The organism is Georgenia sp. Z1491 (assembly GCF_057652395.1).
In genome coordinates this window covers 376144-394379 of the sequence record NZ_CM172729.1, presented here as the reverse complement: position 1 = coordinate 394379, position 18236 = coordinate 376144, and the positions used below count along the sequence as shown (strand labels likewise).

The window sequence follows — 18236 nt, the reverse complement described above, 5'->3', positions numbered from 1 at the left end:
TCGGCGCCCCGCCCGGAGCCCGACCCGTGGAGCGCACCCCGCGGGCCGGGCTCCGGTGCACCTTCGCTCCCGGCCCGCCGCGGCGGGCCGGGAACGGCGCCGACCGGCGTCCCCAGGGGTCGTGCGGTCGGCGGCACCATTCACGCGCGGTGCGGAGTCCTGGGGGACGGCACACCGCGCGGGTCGTCGACGACGACCACGAGGCCCCCGCACCGGGATGGCTACCCGGTGCGGGGGCCTCGACCCGTCGTCCGTGTGGGATGCCCGACCCCGGGGCGGCGGCCCCGGTCGTCGGTCTCCTGGGATGATGGCCGCGTCTCCCCTGGACGAGAGGATCGCGCTGTGCCCCAGATGAACGTCGAGAGCTTCAACCTCGACCACCGCGCCGTGTCGGCCCCGTACGTGCGCGTCGCCGACGTCAAGGAGCTGCCCGGCGGCGCCGTCCTGACCAAGTACGACGTCCGTCTCACCCAGCCCAACGTCGGTCACCTCGAGATGCCGGTGGTGCACTCGCTCGAGCACTCGGTCGCCGAGACGGTCCGTGACCACGCGGACGACGTCGTCGACTTCTCCCCGATGGGCTGCCAGACCGGCTTCTACCTGCTGCGCGCGGCCGCGCCCGACCTCCCCGGGACGATGGACGTCCTCGCTGCGACCCTGCGGGCCGTCACCGAGCTCGACGCCGTGCCGGCCGCCAACGAGGTCCAGTGCGGCTGGGGCGCGAGCCACAGCCTCGAGGGGGCGCGGGAGGCCGCGGCCACGATGCTCGCCGCCCGCGCGCAGTGGGGCCAGGTCTACGCCGACCCCGCCGACGATCTCGCCGCCGGCGGACCGGCCGGGGCCACCGCCACCGGTGCCACCGCCGCCGGGACCGACGACGAAGGACGCCGCTGATGTCCCCCATCGACCGCATCCTCGAGGGGCGCGCCGCCGCCCGCGAGGCTCGCGCCGCGAAGAGCTCGATCGACACCGTCGACGCCGTCGTCCTGTGCGCGATGGGCGAGGAGCTCGCCCCGTTCCTCGAGGACGCCACCGACCCCGTGGAGCTCGACGCGCCGGGCGACGCCCGCGCCCTGCGGGCGACCGTCCGTGGGCTCGACCTGGTGCTCGTCCGCACCCGGGTCGGTCTCGTCAACGCGGCCACCGCCACCACGTGGGCGCTGCTCGGCTACGCGCCGCGCGTCGTCGTCTCCGCCGGTGCGGCCGGCGGGCTGCACCCGGACGTCGAGGTGGGCGACGTCGTCGTGGCCACCGAGCTCGTCTACGGCCAGGCCGACGCCACGGCCTTCGGCTACGCCCGCGGCCAGGTCCCGGGCCAGCCCCCGACGTTCTCCGTGCTCCCCGCGCTCGTCGAGGCGGGGCTCGCCGCCGGACGCAGCATGGGCCAGCCGGTCCGCGAGGGGCTCGTGCTCAGCGGGGACGCCTTCGTCACCGCCGCCAACGTCGACTCCTACCGCTCCGCCTTCCCCGAGGCGCTCAGCACGGACATGGAGTCGACGGCGATCGCGCAGGTCGCCACCGATGCCGGCGTGCCCGTCATCTCGGTGCGCGGCATCTCCGACCTGTGCGGACCGGCGGCCGACCAGGACTTCCACCTCGAGGTCGACCACGTGGCCGGGCTCAGCGCCCGGGTGGTGCTCGGCATGCTCGCCGACTGATCGGACCCGGGCGCCACGACCACCCCGCACGCTCCCGGCCCTACGATCGAGCCACCGCGACCAAGGAGAGACATGCCGGACTGGACCTGGATCCTCGTCGTCGTGGGCGTGCTCGCGCTCGCCGTCGTCGTCGCGCGCACCGTCATCGGCCTCGGGCCGCGCGACGAGGCCGCCGTGTCCGCGACCGCCGTGCACCAGGGGACCGAGCCCGCCCCATCCGGGTCCGCGACGTCGAGCGACGAGGCACCGGACGACGCGACGGCCTCGACCACCTCCGCCGACTGAGCACGGCCGGCTCGACCCATCGCATCGGACGACGCGCCACCAGGAACGCGCGTCAAGGACGCTTGACACACGACGTCAAGGACGTTTGACTGTATGCGTCAAGGTCACTTGACACCGGAGGGTCGGACGACGCGTCGCCCGACCTCGGAGCCCGTCCTGGTCCCGAGCCGTGAAGGAGCCGACGCCATGACCGAGAACGATGTCACCGACGCCGGGGGGCAGGACGCCGCCGCGACCGGGGCCCCGGACGCGCCGTCGCCCGCCGCCGAGCCGCGCCCTCGGGCCGGGTTCGCCCGCTGGGCCGCCGTCGTCGCCCTTACCGTGGCCACGTCCGGAGCCCTCGCCTACGCGGCGACGTTCATCCCGGCCTTCGCGGACACCGGTCGGCCCTGGCTGGTGGCCCTGGTCTTCATGGCGTGCCAGATCGTCCCGATCGGCGCGATCTACTACCTGTGGCTGATCGGACCCACCCTCGAGACCGACCCGCACGCGGAGGAGAGCGTCGAGTCCCGGTGGCTCGAGCGCGCGACCTCGGGGGCCGCCATGGACACGCTCCTCGCGGCGGGCATCGGCACCGTCGCCGTGGTCTTCACGTCGGTCGACTTCCCCGTGGTCTGGGCGCTGAGCGGGGTGGTCGCCCTGCTCATGGGGTCGACGGTGGCCCGCTACGCGATCCTGTCGCGCAGGGGCGGCTGACGGTGCGCAGCTCGGTCGCCGAGCGCCGGGCCGAGCGGGGGATGTCCCAGGCCGAGCTCGCCAGGGAGCTCGGCGTGTCCCGGCAGACGGTCATCTCCATCGAGAAGGGCAGGTTCGATCCGTCGTTACCGCTCGCCTTCCGGCTCGCGCGGGTCTTCGGGTGCGCGATCGAGGACCTGTTCACCCCCGACGACGGGCCCGCCGGCCCCGCCTGACTGCCCGCCGGCCCGATCTGAGAGCTCGCCGGGCCGGTCCGCAGCCGTGGCCGGCAGGTGCGCCTGCTCCCCCGCCCGGTCCGACACCGCGGCCGGCGGGTGGGCCTCCTCGGTCCGGCCGCTGTGCGCGAGGCGCAGCCGCCTCCCCTCTGCCACGAGCCGCTCCCGCCGGGCATGAACCTTGCGCAGCTTGGTGTCGTCCCGCAACGGGAGCTGGAGGGCGACCTCGGCCACCACCCCGCGCCGGAGCTGCCGCACGCGGGCGATCTCGGAGTCCAGGACGGCGCCGAGGAGGATGACCAGGTTCATCACCCACAGCCACAGCAGGAAGATGATGACCCCGGCCAGAGCCCCGTACGTGGCGTTGAAGCGCCCGAAGCTGGTCACGTAGGAGCCGAAGCCCACGGTGGCGATGCCGGCGACGAGGATCGCCAGGGCCGCGCCCGGGCTCATCCAGCCCATCCGTGCGAGACGGGCGTTCGGCGTGAGGTAGTAGAGCAGCGCGATGACCACGATCACCACGAGCAGCAGCACCGGCCATCGCACGACGTTCCAGACCATCACGGCCGTGGAACCGAGCCCGACGAGGTCCCCGATCCAGCGCGCGACGGGACCGCTGACGACCAGCAGCAGGGCCGCCACCCCGACGAGGACCACGAGCACGATCGTCAGGACGTACATCGCCGGGCGGTGCTTCCACAGCGGGCGTCCCTCCTCCATGCCGTAGACGATGTTCATCGCCCGGCTGAAGGCGTACACGTAGTTCGACGCCGTCCACATCGAGACGAGGATGCCGACGACCAGCCCGAGCCCGGCGCCCTGGTTCTCCGTGATCGACGCGACCGGTCCGCGCAGCTGGGCGACCAGCTCGGCGGGCAGCGGCTCCTCGAGCATCGTGAGGATGGCGTTCGTCGTCGTCACGCCCTGGCCGAAGATCCCCAGGACCGAGACGAGGGCGACGAGTGCCGGGAACACCGACAGGACCGCGAAGAACGTCAGCGCCGCCGCCCGGTCGATCAGCTGGTCGTCGATGAACTCGGCGACCGTCCGGCGGGCGACGTACCACCAGGTCGACGGCGTGCCGTCGGCGGGTTCCGGCACCCGGTGCGCGCCCGCTCCCGTCCTCATGTGCTCAGCGTGGCTCAGGAGCGGGCTCGCAGCCGGGACGTCGGGCCGTCGGACCGCCCTCAGGTTCTCGGCGAGCGGGCCCGGCGGGAGGGCCGGACGAGCCCGGCCGGCGGCCGAGCGCTCAGGGCCGTGCGGTGGCCCCCAGCTGGTCGAGGACGAACGCCCACTCCTGGGCCCGCTCGGTCCACCGGTCGTACCGACCCGACCGCCCGCCGTGCCCGGCGACCATCTCGCAGCGCAGGAGCACCGGTCGCTCGGCGGGGTCCGAGGTCGTCACCTCGCGCAGCCGCGCCACCCACTTCGCGGGCTCGACGTACATCACCCGGATGTCGTTGAGCGAGGTGGTGGCGAGGATCGCCGGGTACGCCGCCGCGCGCAGGTTGTCGTACGGCGCGTACGTGGCCATGTAGTCGTAGAACGCCGGGTCGTGCAGCGGGTCGCCCCACTCCTCCCACTCCCCCGTGGTCAGCGGGAGCGAGGGGTCGAGGATCGTCGTCAGCGCGTCGACGAACGGCACCCCGGCGTGGATGACGCGGAACGTCTCCGGGGCGAGGTTCGCCACGGCGCCCATGAGCAGCCCGCCGGCCGAGCGGCCCTGGGCGGCGAGCCGGCCGCGCGCGACGACCCCGGAGTCGAGCAGGTGGTGGGCGGCGTCGACGAAGTCGGTGAAGGTGTTGCGCTTGCGGTCGAGCTTGCCGTCCTCGTACCAGGAGCGGCCGAGCTCGCCGCCGCCTCTGACGTGCGCGACGGCGAACACCACGCCCCGGTCGAGCAGCGGCAGGCGCTCGGCGCTGAAGGCGGGGTCCACCGACACCTCGTAGGAGCCGTACCCGTAGAGCAGCCCGGGCGCGGTGCCGTCGGCCGGGACGTCGGCCCGGTGCACGACCGAGAGCGGGATCCGGGTGCCGTCCTGCGCGATCGCCCATTCGCGGCGCTCGACGTAGCGGCCGGGCTCGTACCCGGGCACGGCCTTCCGCTTGACCACCTCGGACGTGCCGTCCCGCATCGAGTAGGCGGAGACCGTGGGCGGGGTGAGGAACGACTGGGTCTCGAGGAGGAGCTCGTCGGTGCGCCACTCGCGCACGTCGCCCAGCGCCACGGCGGTGAGCTCGCCGTCGACGACGACGTCCCGCGCGGCCCCGTAGGTCGGTGCGCCGCCGGCGGGGCCGGATGCTGAGGTCGGGCCGGCCTCGGCATCGCGGCCGTCCGTGCGGGGCAGGACGCGCAGGGCGGGCAGCCCTCCGGAGCGGAGCTCGACGACGGCGTGGTCGGCGAACGCGTGCGCGAGGAGGATGCGCTCGCCGTCCGCGGAGCGGAGCAGGTCGGTCCAGTCCTCGGGGGACGAGGGGCCGACGGGCGCCGTCGAGAGGGTGAAGTCCTTCTGGTGGAGGTTGTGGACCACGAGGAGGTGGTCACCCGCGACCTCCACCTGGTACTCCAGGCCCGGTCGTCGCGGCGAGACGACCTGCGGGCGGAGCGCACCGCCGTCGAGCGGGACGAGGACCGCCTCGGCCGCCGTGGTCGAGGCGTGGTGGACCACGAGCCAGCGGGCGTCCCGCGAGGTCTCGATCCACGTCCAGTACTTCTCGTCGTCCTCGCGCAGGAGGCGTTCGTCCGACGCGGGGTCGGACCCGACGACGTGGCTCCAGACCTCGTGGGGCCGCCAGGCGTCGTCGGTGCGCACGTAGACCAGGCGCGCGGAGTCCGTCGTCCAGGCCAGCCCGTAGCCGACGCCCCGGACGGCGGAGTCGACGGTCTCCCCCGTGTCGAGGTCGACGACCCGGACGTCGAAGAGCTCGCCGCCGTCGAGGTCGATACCGATCGCGGCGTGCCGGGCGTCGGGGGCGACGACGATCTCGGAGACCTTGAAGAAGGCCCGCCCCTCGGCCTCGGCGTTGCCGTCGAGGACGAGCTGCTCGCCCTCGACCTCGCCGGCGGGGTCCGGGCGGCCGGCCCCGGTGTCGGCCACCCTGTGCCAGGTGGGGTACTGGAGCCCCTCGTGGGTGCGCGTGTAGTACCACCAGCCACGCTGGAGCACCGGCACGTCGGTGTCGGTCTCCTGGGTGCGCTCCCTGATCTCGGCGACGATCCGTTCCTGAAGGTCGGCGAGGTGGGCCGTGCGCGCGTCCGCGTAGGCGTTCTCGGCCTCGAGGTGGGCGACGACCTCCGGGGACTCCTTGTCGCGCATCCAGTCGAAGGGGTCCACGAAGTCGTGACCGTGGTGGGTGCGATGGTGCTCGACGCGCTTCGGGGCGGGCGGCTGCGGGAGATCGGCGGCGGTGCTCACCGCCCGAGGCTACCCACCCCCCGATTCATCGAGCGTGCGGTTTCCGGTCGTCGAGCGTGCGGTTCCTGGTCGTCGAGTGTGCGGTTCCCGGTCGTCGAGTGTGCGGTTCCCGGTCGTCGAGCGTGAGGTTCCTGGTCGTCGAGTGTGCAGACCGAGCAGTGCGACGCGTCAGCCCTGGGGGTGGTAGTTCGCGCCGGGGTACTGCTGCATGCCGGGCTGCTGGCCGCCGTACTGCCCCGGCTGCTGCTGGTAGCCCTGCTGGCCGCCGTACTGCCCCTGCTGCTGGTAGCCCTGCTGGCCGTAGCCGTCGGGCACGGACTGCGCCGGCCCGCCGTACCCCTGCGTGGCGCCGCCGCCCTGCTCGGCCGCCTGCTCGAGCTGCTCGAACTGCTCCTTGCTCAGCGACGTCTGGGTGCCGCAGAAGGTGCACTCCAGGAACCGCTTTCTCGAGACCGGGAACAGCGGGATGAAGAACAGCGTGAACTTCGTGATGAGCAGGAAGAGGTGGTTGGCGGCCGGGTTGTGGCACCGGCTGCAGACGAGGTTGGTGGTCAGGACGTGTCGCCGCTTCGTGCGCGATCCCCAGATGATCATGGCGGAAGACTAGAGCGCGGCACCGCACTCTCCACGCGACCGGTCGGGGAGAGGTTCCCGCGCGCACGGCTGGCGCGCTCGGACGACCGGGCTCTCGCGGTCCAGCCGTCAGCCGTCGCGCTCCCGGCGCTCCCTCGCGAGCCGCATCTCGGCCCAGAGCCCGCTGACCGCGCCGACGATCGCTCCGAGGATCACCCACCGTCCGAGGTCGCCGCGCCACAGCCCCCAGAGCAGGCCGAGGATCGCGCCGACGACGATCGAGATGATCAGCTGGGACCACTGCGGGGGAAGGGGGCGGCTGGCGGGAGCGTCGGGCATGGCTCGACGCTACCCGCCGGAGCAGGCGGGCCCGGTGCGGTCGGTGCCGGGGTGGGAGGGCCGGGCGCGTTCGGTGCCGGCGCGCACCGGCATCAGCCCCCGCATCCCGGTCGTCGCCCGCAGCGTGCCGTGTCAGGGGATCTGGAGCTCGCCCATCTCGTCCCAGCCCTCGCCGTCGACCTGACGGGAGATGATCTGCGGCGTGCTCACCAGGTGCGGGCGCATGGCCTCGAGCCCGGCGGCGAAGTGGGCGCTGCTGACGTGCGGGGCCGCGCCGTCGTCGGTGAATCCCTCGACGAGCACGTACTCCGACGGACGGTCGATGCTGCGCGACCACTCGAAGAAGAGGTTGCCGGGCTCCTGCCGCGTCCGCTCGGTGAACTCCCGGACGATCTCGGGCCAGGCGTCGATGCTCTCCGGCCTGACCTCGTACCTGACGACGATGAAGTACATCGGTGCTCCTTCTACTACTCGGCATTGCCCGGTTCTGATCCGTGCACGAGGGTGGCACGCCCAGCGCGCTCGGGCGTCCCTGTCCGTGCACGCGTCGTGCGAACGTCCGCTCACTCGTGAGGAGGACGTCCGCTCGCTCGTCGAACGCGGACGTGTCCGACGGCGGGGCTCGCCCGGGGTGGTGAGCCCCGCCGTCGGGGGTGGTGCGGGGTGGATCAGCGCTGGATGCCGGGGGTGTCGGTCCCGTCGCCGTCCCAGTCACCGACGAGGATCTCGTCGTCGGGCTCGCCGTAGAGGTGGGTGATCTCGGCGTTCCCGTCGACCAGGTCGTTGCGCAGCAGGTACTCGTTGCCCCGACGCACCGCGAACGTGTCCAGCCCGTCACCGTCCCAGTCACCGACCAGGATCGTGTCCTGGGTCCGGCCGTAGTTGAACACCGTGTCCGCCACGCCGTCGGTCAGCGTGTTGCGCACGTAGTACGTCTTCCCGCGCCGTACCGCCAGGGTGTCGGTCCCGTTGCCGTCCCAGTCCCCGACCAGCACGGTGTCCCCCTCACGGCCGTAGGTCACGATCGTGTCCGCCGGGCCCGGGGTCATCGTGTTGCGCACGTGATAGGCCGCGCCGCGACGCACCGCGAAGGTGTCCGCGCCGTCGCCGTCCCAGTCACCGACCAGGATCGTGTCCCCCGACCGGCCGTAGACCACGACCTCGTCCGCGGACCCGGAACCCAGGCTGTTGCGCACGAAGAACACGTTGCCCCGGCGCAGAGCGAGGGTGTCGGTCCCGTCCCCGTCCCAGTCGCCGACGAAGACCTCGTCCCCGGGCCGACCGAACCGGAACACGTGCTCATGCATCCCACCCCAGTCGTCATCCAGGAAGAACCCGTTCTCCAACGCCGGGGTCGACGAGTACGCCGGCAGGTGGACGTCCACCTCGTGCTCGGCGACCGCGTCGTTGACGGCGAGGGAGACCGTCACCGGCACGTCCGTCTCGCCGGTGGCGTAGCCCGGAGTCTCCCCCTCCTCGACGGTGACGAGCTCACCGTCGACGACGGCGCGACCCGGGATCGCGGTGACGACGCCGGAGGCCGGGTCGACGGTGGCGACGGCGGTCTCGGGGACCTCCGCACCGGCGTCGACAGCGGTCTCGTCGTCGCCGGACCACCGCACGGACACGGGCCAGTCGGCGGGGACCCGGCGCTCGTCCTGGACGATCGTGCCGTCCAGGTCCAGCGGCGAGCCGGCCTCGACGGCCGTGCCGCCCGAGATCTCCAGGGAGTCCACCAGCGGCCGGATCTCGACCTCGGACCACTCGCCGTCGGTGTCGTGCATCCCGGCGGCCGGGTCCAGCCCGATCATCGACCAGCCGGAGAACCCGCCGCGGTCCGGGGTCGAGTTCGGCGACTTCCCGACGTTGCCGTTGGTCAGGTACTCCACGCCGTCACGCGTGGCCATGTCGAACGCGCCCACGCCCGCGCCGACGAACATCGCCGACCGGCCCGAGGCCTCGACCTCACCGAGCCACGTCTCGAGCGTGGCGGCCTCGAGTCGGTCGGCCATCGCCGACGGCGAGCCGGGCAGGAAGTCCCGCGGGGGGTAGTGCGAGAACACCAGCACGCCCGTGATCTCCGGGTCGAGCTGGGCCAGCAGCAGCTGCTGACGCAGCATCACCATCTGACCGAAGTCGTCACCCAGACGACCGGTCGCCGAGTTCAGCGTGATGATCCGCGTCCCCGCCACGTCCCGCACCGTCGACGTCTCACCGAACTCGTCGACGAAGTTGCTGATCGGGCCACCCATGATCTCGTGGTTGCCCGGCACATAGATCCACGGCACCACCGGATCCTCGCCCAGCTCCTCGGTCAGGATCCGACGCGCCAGGTCGAAGTCCTCCGGCGCCGCCTCGTCCGTGAAGTCACCGTTGATGACCAGCAGGTCCGGGTCCGCCGCCACGATCTCCTGCAGACCACGACGCGCGTTCTCCACCTGCGGCGACTCCGGCGCACGCGCCACGAACTGCGCGTCCGACATCACGGCGACCCGCAGGCCGGCGTCGTCGGCCGCGTTCGCGAGCGAGAGCGACGGGTCCTCCCAGACCGGGACCTCGGGCGCATCGGCGATCGGTGCGGCCGTGGCAGTGATGTCGTCCACCCAGACAGTCGTGTCGTAGGTGGTCGCGGAGGCCTCGTAGACCGCGACGTGGCTGAACGTGAGCGGCTGCGCCCAGTCGGTGGGCACCTGGACGGTGATCTCCTGCCACTCCGTGCCGGTGACGGACGGGCCGTAGATGGCCCGGCCCACCCCGTTGGCGTCGACGAAGTAGAAGTAGGTCTCAGGCTCTCCGCGCCCGTCGCCCCGGAACCAACCCGAGACGGACTGGAGCTGGCCGTCGATCGGCTCGAAGTCGTGGTCGTTGGGCGCGAAGTTCATCGTGCGTGTCGCGGTCGAGTCGCTGAACACAGCCTCGCCCTGGATGGCGGCGGTATCCCCCTCGGTCCGGCCCTCGTCGACCATGGTCATCGAGGAGCCGTCGTTGCGGGCACCGTAGTTGTACCAGCCGCCCTCCTCGTCGAAGCTCGTGATCTCGAGGTCGTCGAGCCCGACGAGCACGGCGACCTCGACCGTGATGTCTCCGACTGCGAGCGTGATGTTCGCCGAACCCGAGTCCACGAGGGCGCTGATGTCGAACGTGCTGTCGGTCGCGGGGGTCAGCTCGACGACCTCGTTCGTGCCCTCGACAGTGAGGTCGGCCGGCTCGATCGGAGCGATGTAGCCCTGGGCGTCGTACCCGTAGACCGTCAGTGCCGCCGTCGCGTCGGGGTCGGGCAGCGAGACCACGTTCGACGACACCTCGAGCCGGACGAGCTCACCGAGAACCTCGATGTCGGTCTCGCCGGTGGCGCTGCCGAGCTCGGTCTCGGTCGACACCGAGACGGTCGTGGAACCGCCGGCCGCCGCGGTCAGCAGGCCGTCCTGGTCGACGGAGGCCACCGCCTCGTCGGCGGAGGCCCACGCGTCCGGCGGGGTGTCAACCGGGCGCATCACCTCGTCGTAGCCGAGCGCCACGAGCTGACGGTGCAGACCGGGGAAGACCCGGTTCGCATTGGCTGGGCGCTGCTCGGCACGCACGGTGTAGTCGTGCACGATCCCGGAGCTCGGGCCGACGACGACCCCGATGCCGTTGCCGTCCTCGCGCTCCTCGCCGTCGGAGGGGGTGTTGACGATCTCGTCGTCGGCCTCGCCCGGGCGCTGGGCGTTCATCTGGGTCGAGCCGCCGCCGTCGAGGTTGAGGGCGTTGTACGAGCCGATCTGCTGCATGAACAGGCCGAGCTCGTCGAGGCTCAGGCCCCGCGACACCGCCTGGCGCCCGTCGATGACGACGAGGTAGAGGTGTTCACCGGCCCGGTCCAGGCCCACTGCCGTGCGCGGGTGCACGGTCTGGTCGGTCGCCTCCTGCCGCACGCCACCCTGGAGGATGATGGCGTTGGAGCCGCCGTGACCGCCGAGGGCCAGGACGACCTCGTCCGCGTCGGAGCGGACCGAGTACGTCGCCTGGAGACGGTCGCCGACGGCGAGGGTGCTCAGCCGGTCGGCCAGCTCGCCGGCGGGGGCGACGACGACGCGCATCCCCTCGGGGATCTCGCCCTCGCCGACCGGGGCAGCAGCCTGGGTCACGCGCGACTCACGGTCGATCCACACCTCGACGGCTCCGTCGCGGTCGGCCAGGGAGTTCGCGCGGGCGTATGTTCCCCACCGGTCGGTGAACACCGCGAGGCCCGAGGTGTCCCACGTCGAGGCGTTCACGCCGTGCACGGGAACCTGCCAGCCGGCGTCGGGCGCCACGGCGACGCCCGCCATGAAGACCTCGGTGATGAGGCCCAGGCCCTGGGAGTCGATGACGAGCGCGGCGTTGTCACCCGGGTTCGGCGAGGTCACGATGCCCGCCTCGGGGTCGACACCGATGCCGTTGGCCGACCCGGAGTTGTTGATGTCGAAACCGGACCCGTTGATGCCGGCCACGGCGTCGGCCTCGTCGATCATGTCCGAGATCGTCGAGGTACCGGCGACCTCGCCGGCGTCCATGTAGTCCAGAGAGATCGCCGGGTTCGTCAGGTCGATGTCGAGGATCGCACCGCGCAGCCAGCCGGCCGACTCGAGCCGCTCGAGCTCGGTGAGCACCGCACCCGGGGCGATCCGGGTCGCGGTCTGCTCGCTGACGATCGCGGTGCCGTCGTTGGTGACGTCCAGGTAGTCGTCGGCGACCTCCTCGGGCTCGTCGGGGCCCGGGCCGTCCGTGGCGGTCGCCCCGCCGTCGTCGGGAGCCTCGGGCGCGGCGGGCGCCTCGGGCGCCGCGGAGTCGGTCTCGGCGCCCGCGTCGAGCTCCGCGGTGTCGCCCGGCGTGGGCTGGTCGGGGCCCGGCAGGGGCGTGGCACCGGCGGGGGCGAGCAGGGTCGCGGTCACGCTCGTCGAGGCGAGCAGACCGATGAGGGTGGCGGCGACGCGGGAGCGCCGTCGTCCGGGCACAGCTGACATAACCGTCCTTTGGGAGAACCGGGAAGGGGTGGGGCCATCCCACCGCCACCGGGTGGACCGAACCTGTCGCACGGGTGGACCCGAGGTGTCCTGGAAGCGGCGCGCAGGAGAGGTCGTGCACGACCTGTGCACGCAGGTGGGGACGGGCGTGGAGGACGTTCTCGACGGCGGGACGTTCGTCCCTTCCCCGCCCACGACCGTGGCCCCTGGAGCACCTCCCACGGCGACCGGGCACTGCTCCGACGCCGCACGACCTCCCGACGGAGGCGCGGTGTGAGGGAGGATGGGCGGGATGCGCCCGGCCGGGCACGCGCCCCACGCGGTGCGGTCGGCCGGGAGCGCCCCGACCGTGAGGAGTGACCCCGTGAAGATCGTCGTGCTCGTCAAGCACGTCCCGGATCCGGAGGAGCCGGCGGTGCTCGCCGGCGAGGATCGCCGGATCGTCCGCGAGGGCGGGGTGCTCTCGGAGACCGACTCGCGCGCGATCGCGGTGGCCGAGGAGCTGCGGGGCGACGGCGACACGGTGACCGCCCTGACGATGGGGCCCGCGCTCGCGGAGCCCTCCCTGCGCAAGGCGCTGGCCGCCGGCGCCGACGACGCGGTGCACGTGCTCGACGACCGTCTCGCCGGGGCCGACGCGCTGACGACCGCGCGCGTCCTGGCCGCCGCCGTCACCCGCCTGGACGCGGACCTCGTGCTCGCCGGCAACCTCGCCACCGACGGCATGGGCGGCATGGTGCCGGCGATGCTCGCCGAGCTGCTCGGGCTCCCGCACGTCACGCACGTCGAGGACGTCTCCCTCGACGCCGACGTACTGAGCGCGCGGCGCGTGTCCGGCCCGGTCGCGCGGACCGTCAGCGCACCCGTCCCCCTCGTCGCGTCGGTGGTCGAGCAGGCGGCCGAGCCGCGGATCCCGAACTTCATGGGGCTGCGGTCCGCCCGCACCAAGCTCGTCGAGGTCCTCGGCCTGGACGACCTCGGCCTCGACGTGCCGCGGGCGGCGTGGCGCGTGACCGGCGCCGAGCCCGCGGCCGAGCGCACGCGCGCCGAGCTCGTCACCGACACCGACGAGGCGGTCGAGCGCATCGTCGACCTCCTCACCTCCACCGGCACGATCGGAGCCGCCACGTGACCGTCCTCGTCCTCCTCGAGACCGCCGAGGCGGCGGCTACCGCCGACTCCCTGGCGCTCCTCCCGCTCGCCCGCACCCTCGACGCCGGCGAGGTCGTCGCCGTCGGTTCTGCCCCCGCCGCGGACCACGACGCGATCGCTGCCGCGGCCACGGCCGCCGGGGCCGACGTCGTCGCCCTCGCACCGGTGCCCGGCGCCGAGGTGCTCGTCTCCCCGCTCGTCGACGCCCTCGCCGGTGCCGCCGAGCTGCTCGGCGACGTCTCGGTCGTCCTCGTCCCGGCGACGTCGGACGCCCGTGAGGCGGCCGGCCGGCTCGGCGTGCGGCTCGGCGTCGCTCCCCTGTGGGGCGCCGACCGCCTCACCGCCCCCGGCGGCACGCTCACCACCAGGCAGCCGGTCCTGTGGAACCAGTGGACCGTCACCGCCGAGTCCACCGGCGAGGTGGCGATCATCGTCGTCGACCCCACGACCGACCCGCCCGCGGCGACGCCCGGTGCCGGCCGGCGCCTCGAGCTGCCCGCCCCGACCTCACCTGGCGCGCAGGTCCACGAGCGCGAGGTGGCCACGACCGAGGGCGGCCGGCCCTCCATCACGGAGGCCGACGTCGTCGTGGCCGGCGGTCTCGGCGTGGGCTCGGGCGAGCAGTGGCCGGTCGTCGAGGAGCTCGCGGACGCGCTCGGCGCGGCGGTGGGCGCGACGCGGTCGGCCGTGGACGAGGGCTGGGTGCCGTTCGCCGCGCAGATCGGGCAGACCGGTGAGGTGATCTCCCCGCGCGTCTACATCGGGCTCGGGATCTCCGGCGCCATCCAGCACACGTCGGGCATGCAGCGCTCGGGGACGACCATCGTCGTCAACGAGGACGAGGACTCCCCGCTCTTCGAGCTCGCCGACCTCGGCGTGCTGGGCGACCTGCACGAGATCGTCCCCGCCCTGCTGGAGGCCATCCGCGCCCGCGGCTGAGGGCGGGGAGGTCCGCTACTGCGGCCCCCTCCGGTACCGGTCGTGGTCCTCGGCCGGCGGCAGGTCGTGCGCCTCGGCCACGCCCGCGTGCAGGACCGCGCCGTCGTGGGTGTTGAGCCCCTCGGCCAGGACCGGGTCCGCGGCGCACGCCGCGCGCCACCCGCCGTCACCGGCGAGCGCGCGCACGTAGGGCAGCGTGAGCGAGGTGAGCGCGAACGTCGACGTGCGCGGGAACGCGGCCGGCATGTTCGCCACGGCGTAGACGGTCGATCCGCCGGCCGTGAAGGTCGGGTCGGAGTGCGTCGTGGGCCGGGAGACCTCGAAGCAGCCACCCTGGTCGATGGAGATGTCGACGAGGGCCGCCCCGGGACGCATCGCCTCGACGAGCTCGCGGCTGACGAGCTGCGGCGCGTGGGCGCCAGGGACGAGCACGGTGCCGACCACGAGGTCCGCGCGCAGGACGGCCTCCTCGATCGCCTGGCCGGTGGCGGCGAGGGTCCGCACGCCCGGGCCGAACGCGTCGTCGAGCCGACGCAGCGCGGGGATGTGCTTGTCGAACACCGTCACGGACGCGTGCAGCCCGTGCGCGAACGTGGCCGCACCGGTCCCCGCGACGCCGGCGCCCAGGACGACCACCTCGGCCGGGGCCACCCCGGCGATGCCGCCCATGAGCACCCCGGTGCCGCCACGGGTCGCGTCGAGCAGGTTGGCTCCGACGATCCCTGCCATGCGGCCGGCGATCTGGGACATGGGGGCGAGCAGCGGAAGGCGGCCGTCGTCACTCTGCACGGTCTCGTAGGCGATCGCCGTGGTGCCCGCCTCGAGGAGCCGCTCGGTGAGGGGGCGGTCGGCCGCCAGGTGGAGGTAGGTGAACAGCACCTGATCGCTGCGCAGGAACCCGTACTCGGAGCCGACCGGCTCCTTGACCTTGACGACGAGGTCCGCCGCCCAGGCCTCGGCGGGGTCGTCGGTGAGCGTCGCCCCGGCCGCGGCGTAGTCGTCGTCGGTGAGTCCGGAGGCCACGCCGGCGCCGGCCTGGACGACGACCGCGGCGCCGTCCCCGACGAGCTCCTGCACGCTGGCCGGCGTCAGTCCGACCCGCCCCTCGTGGTCGAGGACCTCGGTCGGGACACCGATCCGCATGCTCACCTCCGTCTCACGGCCGTGCTCGGCTCCCGCCGGGCGCGGGCACCCGCACGGGTGGCGACCAGCGTAGTGCGGATACGCATCCGGCCTGGTCGCAACCACCGCGTCGGCCCCGCGCCGCCCGCCCTTCCCGGTCAGCGCCTTCCGGTCAGCGCCGCCCGGTCAGCGCCACTCGGTCAGCGCCGGACGGCGGCCGCCTCCTCCGCCTCGGACAGGGTCGACGACGGCCTGAGCCGGACGTGCAGCTGCTTGCGCACACGCGCCACCACGGTCCCGTCGGTCGCGACGACATCGGTGGTCAGCCAGTGGAGGTGCGCCCCGCCGTCGGCGGCGCCGGCGCGGATCTCGTCGAGCAGGTCGTCGGTCACGCGGAACTCGGCCTCGACGGCCGTGCGGCCGGGACGGAGGTAGTCGATCTCGCCGCGCTTGTCCCACACCGTGTAGTCGGGGCCGAGCGCGCGGCCCACGAGCAGCATCCAGAACGGGTCGGTCATCGCGTACAGCGAGCCGCCGAACTGGGTGCCGACGTAGTTCGAGGTCAGCGGATTCTTCGAGAGCCGGACCCGCGCCGTCCGCGCGTCCGGGGAGAGATGGGTGATCCGGATGCCCGCGAACAGCATCGGCGGCCAGGCGTTCATCACCCACTTCAGCGCGAACGTCGATCTCAGGCTCCGGTCGAGGTCGGCGTAGGTGGGCAGCTTCGGCAGCGACGGCATGGGACATTCTCCCGCAGCCGCCCCCTCCGGCGCAGATGGGTGACCGGCTATCGCCGTTCGCTCCGACGTCGTGCCTGGTCCTGGTCCCCGAGGAAGACCTGCACGAGCACCCGTGCGCCGAGCGTGAACGCGAACAGCAGGAGCGCCGCTCCCACGACCGGGAGGATGCGGATGCCCTCGGCGAGGTCCGGGCCGCCCGGCGTACTGATCAGGAGGGCGCCCGCCAGTCCCAGGGAGGCGGCGAGCACGGCGACGATGAGCTGCTGGACGATGCCCGTGACGAACGCGCGGTCGTCCTCGTGGCCGAGCACGCGGGTGTTGACGGTGAAGCGGCCTGCCTCGAGGTCCTCCGTGAGCCGGTTGAGGCGTCGGGGCAGGCGCTGGAGCATCGGCAGGACCGCGGCCGCCTGCCCGAGCAGGGCGTCCTTGACCGCCTGCGGGCCGAGCTTCTCGCGGGACAGCGAGCGCCCCTCGGCGCGGGCGGCGGTGACGAGGTCGACGTCGCTGCGCAGGAGGGCGAGGGTGCCCTCGAGCGAGCCGAGCGCGCGGAAGGCACCGGCGAGCTGAGGCGGCACGGTGAACCGGTGACGCAGGACGATGCTCAGCAGGTCGCCGAACACGGCCGAGGTGCCCCCCGCGTCGAGCACCGCCAGCCGGGTGAGCAGCTGACCGATCTCGCGCTCGAGCGCCCGGTCGTCGAGGTGGTCGGGCCGGTCGAGGAGGTCGACGAGGGCGTCGGTCGTGGCGATCGCGTCGCCCCGCTCGACGGCGCCGAGCACGAGCCCGAGCGATCCGCGCGACCCCGAGTCCAGGCGTCCCACCGAGCCGAGGTCGAGGAGCGCGACGGTGTCGTCGGGGCGCAGCATGATGTTGCCGGGGTGCAGGTCGGCGTGGAAGACCCCGGTGACGAGCACCTGGCGCAGGATCGTGCCGACCAGCGCCTGGCTGAGCGCGTCGCGCCGGTCGAGCCGGAGCCGTTCGACGTCGGCGCGCGGCGACGACAGGGGCGACCCCTCGATGCGTTCCATCACCAGCAGGGTCCGCGAGCTGATCTCCGGGTAGGCGCGCGGCACGTGGACCAGGTCCGACGTGGTCGACGCGGCCATCGCCTGCATGTTGGAGAGCTCGACCGTGTAGTCCAGCTCCTCGTCGAGGGAGTCGGCGAACCCGCGGGCGAGCGAGCGCAGTCCGAGGCTGCGGCCCCAGGAGGTCGTGCGGTCGAGCCGGTCCGCGAGCCGCATGACGATGTCCATGTCGCCGGTCACCTGCTGGCGCGCGCCGGGGCGCTGGATCTTGAGGACGACCTCGGAACCGTCGTGCAGGCGCGCCGTGTGGACCTGGGCGACCGAGGCGGCCGCGAGCGGCGCGGTGTCGACGTGCGCGAAGACCTCCTCCAGGGGGCGGCCGAGCGAGGCGTCGACGACGGGGCGGACCTCCTCCCAGGAGAGGGCGGGGACGTCGGAGTGCAGGCGGGACAGCTCCTCGACGACGGTCGCCGGCAGCAGGTCCGGCCGGGTGGAGAGCGTCTGCCCGAGCTTGACGAACGTGACGCCGGCGTCCTCCAGCGCCCGCCGCAGCGCGCGGGCCGACGTGTGGGGAGCGGCGTCGGCGTCGCGCCGCCTGGGCATGCGTGGCCGGAGCCAGGCCACCAAACCGTGCCGGGCCGCGATCTGGACGACCTCCGCGTACCGACGTGCCCGCCGGAAGCGGGCGGGCGTGCCGCGGACGAACGCGATCGGCGAGGGGAGCGCGCCGGTGGGGACGACGGCCTCGAGCACGGCGAGGACCATGATCTCCAGGACGAGGACCCATGCGGTGCCGAGCACGAGGATGATCCCGAGCGGGAGCGGGTCCGCCGTGCTGGTCCAGATCTGGTCGGTGCCGATGTGCAGGCCCTCGAGCACCCGGTCGAGCAGCGCCACCGCCGCCGTGTTACCGATCAGCGCGACGATGATCGTGCGCGGCCAGCCGACCGGCGCCCCGAGCAGGCGCCGGGCCACCACGGCGACGACGATCGCGTTGACCAGCGCCGTCGCGGCGACGAGGAGGTACCCGAGCAGGGACTGCATGTCGGACAGTGTGGCGGACGCGTGGTGCTCGGTGTCACCCGGCCCCGA

15 protein-coding genes and 1 pseudogene are annotated in these 18236 nt (G+C 73.3%); 7 read left to right on the top strand and 9 right to left on the bottom strand.

The window, feature by feature from the left end; all coding sequences use genetic code 11:
- Window positions 1-351: 351 nt before the first annotated feature.
- From AC24HA_RS01825 to AC24HA_RS01805, 5 genes and pseudogenes are all read left to right on the top strand, one after another.
- Window positions 352-801, top strand: a pseudogene (locus AC24HA_RS01825) (S-ribosylhomocysteine lyase); the annotation flags it as partial.
- Between the two features lie 92 nt (window positions 802-893).
- Complete coding sequence (mtnN, locus tag AC24HA_RS01820; protein ID WP_425707193.1) at window positions 894-1658, top strand: 5'-methylthioadenosine/S-adenosylhomocysteine nucleosidase; 765 nt, start codon at window positions 894-896, stop codon at window positions 1656-1658.
- Between the two features lie 72 nt (window positions 1659-1730).
- The gene (locus AC24HA_RS01815) at window positions 1731-1943 is read left to right on the top strand and encodes a hypothetical protein (RefSeq protein ID WP_425707194.1); all 213 of its coding nucleotides are present in this window, start codon (window positions 1731-1733) and stop codon (window positions 1941-1943) included.
- A 186-nt stretch (window positions 1944-2129) separates the two neighbouring features.
- Window positions 2130-2639 (top strand): hypothetical protein, encoded by a 510-nt coding sequence (locus AC24HA_RS01810; RefSeq protein ID WP_425707195.1) that lies wholly within the window; start codon window positions 2130-2132, stop codon window positions 2637-2639.
- 2 nt (window positions 2640-2641) lie between these two features.
- Window positions 2642-2854: a helix-turn-helix transcriptional regulator gene (locus AC24HA_RS01805; RefSeq protein ID WP_425707196.1), complete on the top strand. Its 213-nt coding sequence runs from the start codon at window positions 2642-2644 to the stop codon at window positions 2852-2854.
- Here AC24HA_RS01805 and AC24HA_RS01800 read toward each other — a convergent pair.
- The 6 genes from AC24HA_RS01800 to AC24HA_RS01775 all read right to left on the bottom strand — a co-directional run bounded on the left by AC24HA_RS01800 (window position 2765) and on the right by AC24HA_RS01775 (window position 12166).
- The gene (locus AC24HA_RS01800; RefSeq protein ID WP_425707197.1) at window positions 2765-3982 is read right to left on the bottom strand and encodes a YihY/virulence factor BrkB family protein; all 1218 of its coding nucleotides are present in this window, start codon (window positions 3980-3982) and stop codon (window positions 2765-2767) included. The genes AC24HA_RS01805 and AC24HA_RS01800 overlap by 90 nt on opposite strands.
- Window positions 3983-4103: 121 nt before the next feature.
- Window positions 4104-6269 (bottom strand): S9 family peptidase, encoded by a 2166-nt coding sequence (locus AC24HA_RS01795; RefSeq protein WP_425707198.1) that lies wholly within the window; start codon window positions 6267-6269, stop codon window positions 4104-4106.
- 168 nt (window positions 6270-6437) lie between these two features.
- On the bottom strand, window positions 6438-6863 hold the full coding sequence (locus tag AC24HA_RS01790; RefSeq protein ID WP_425707199.1) for a zinc ribbon domain-containing protein: 426 nt from the start codon (window positions 6861-6863) through the stop codon (window positions 6438-6440).
- A gap of 108 nt (window positions 6864-6971) precedes the next feature.
- On the bottom strand, window positions 6972-7181 hold the full coding sequence (locus tag AC24HA_RS01785) for a hypothetical protein (protein WP_425707200.1): 210 nt from the start codon (window positions 7179-7181) through the stop codon (window positions 6972-6974).
- Between the two features lie 132 nt (window positions 7182-7313).
- Window positions 7314-7634 carry a putative quinol monooxygenase gene (locus AC24HA_RS01780; RefSeq protein ID WP_425707201.1) on the bottom strand — a complete coding sequence of 107 codons (321 nt, stop codon included), beginning with the start codon at window positions 7632-7634 and terminating at the stop codon, window positions 7314-7316.
- A 215-nt stretch (window positions 7635-7849) separates the two neighbouring features.
- Window positions 7850-12166 (bottom strand): phosphodiester glycosidase family protein, encoded by a 4317-nt coding sequence (locus AC24HA_RS01775; RefSeq protein WP_425707202.1) that lies wholly within the window; start codon window positions 12164-12166, stop codon window positions 7850-7852.
- A gap of 364 nt (window positions 12167-12530) precedes the next feature.
- Between AC24HA_RS01775 and AC24HA_RS01770 the strand changes: the two genes are divergently transcribed.
- Together AC24HA_RS01770 and AC24HA_RS01765 are read left to right on the top strand one after the other, a co-directional pair.
- Window positions 12531-13298, top strand: a complete 768-nt coding sequence (locus AC24HA_RS01770) for an electron transfer flavoprotein subunit beta/FixA family protein (protein WP_425707203.1) — start codon at window positions 12531-12533, stop codon at window positions 13296-13298.
- A complete protein-coding gene (locus tag AC24HA_RS01765) occupies window positions 13295-14257 on the top strand; it encodes an electron transfer flavoprotein subunit alpha/FixB family protein (protein WP_425707204.1) in 963 nt (320 codons plus the stop codon). Before AC24HA_RS01770 ends, AC24HA_RS01765 begins: the two co-directional genes overlap by 4 nt.
- A 15-nt stretch (window positions 14258-14272) precedes the next feature.
- On the opposite strand, the gene ald is transcribed toward AC24HA_RS01765, so the two are convergent.
- From ald to AC24HA_RS01750, 3 genes are all read right to left on the bottom strand, one after another.
- A complete protein-coding gene (ald, locus tag AC24HA_RS01760) occupies window positions 14273-15400 on the bottom strand; it encodes an alanine dehydrogenase (RefSeq protein WP_425707205.1) in 1128 nt (375 codons plus the stop codon).
- Between the two features lie 179 nt (window positions 15401-15579).
- Entirely contained in the window at window positions 15580-16119 is a 540-nt protein-coding gene (locus tag AC24HA_RS01755; protein ID WP_425707206.1) for a DUF4442 domain-containing protein, read from the bottom strand.
- 47 nt (window positions 16120-16166) lie between these two features.
- On the bottom strand, window positions 16167-18188 hold the full coding sequence (locus AC24HA_RS01750; protein ID WP_425707207.1) for an ABC1 kinase family protein: 2022 nt from the start codon (window positions 18186-18188) through the stop codon (window positions 16167-16169).
- Between the last annotated feature and the right edge of the window lie 48 nt (window positions 18189-18236).

Excerpts from the sequence above, each read along its gene's own strand:
- mtnN (WP_425707193.1), top strand. The coding sequence starts at position 894 with ATGTCCCCCATCGACCGCATCCTCGAGGGGCGCGCCGCCGCCCGCGAG.
- AC24HA_RS01815 (WP_425707194.1), top strand. The coding sequence starts at position 1,731 with ATGCCGGACTGGACCTGGATCCTCGTCGTCGTGGGCGTGCTCGCGCTC.
- AC24HA_RS01810 (WP_425707195.1), top strand. The coding sequence starts at position 2,130 with ATGACCGAGAACGATGTCACCGACGCCGGGGGGCAGGACGCCGCCGCG.
- AC24HA_RS01800 (WP_425707197.1), bottom strand. The coding sequence starts at position 3,982 with ATGAGGACGGGAGCGGGCGCGCACCGGGTGCCGGAACCCGCCGACGGC.
- AC24HA_RS01790 (WP_425707199.1), bottom strand. The coding sequence starts at position 6,863 with ATGATCATCTGGGGATCGCGCACGAAGCGGCGACACGTCCTGACCACC.
- AC24HA_RS01785 (WP_425707200.1), bottom strand. The coding sequence starts at position 7,181 with ATGCCCGACGCTCCCGCCAGCCGCCCCCTTCCCCCGCAGTGGTCCCAG.
- AC24HA_RS01780 (WP_425707201.1), bottom strand. The coding sequence starts at position 7,634 with ATGTACTTCATCGTCGTCAGGTACGAGGTCAGGCCGGAGAGCATCGAC.
- AC24HA_RS01775 (WP_425707202.1), bottom strand. The coding sequence starts at position 12,166 with ATGTCAGCTGTGCCCGGACGACGGCGCTCCCGCGTCGCCGCCACCCTC.
- ald (WP_425707205.1), bottom strand. The coding sequence starts at position 15,400 with ATGCGGATCGGTGTCCCGACCGAGGTCCTCGACCACGAGGGGCGGGTC.
- AC24HA_RS01755 (WP_425707206.1), bottom strand. The coding sequence starts at position 16,119 with ATGCCGTCGCTGCCGAAGCTGCCCACCTACGCCGACCTCGACCGGAGC.
- AC24HA_RS01750 (WP_425707207.1), bottom strand. The coding sequence starts at position 18,188 with ATGCAGTCCCTGCTCGGGTACCTCCTCGTCGCCGCGACGGCGCTGGTC.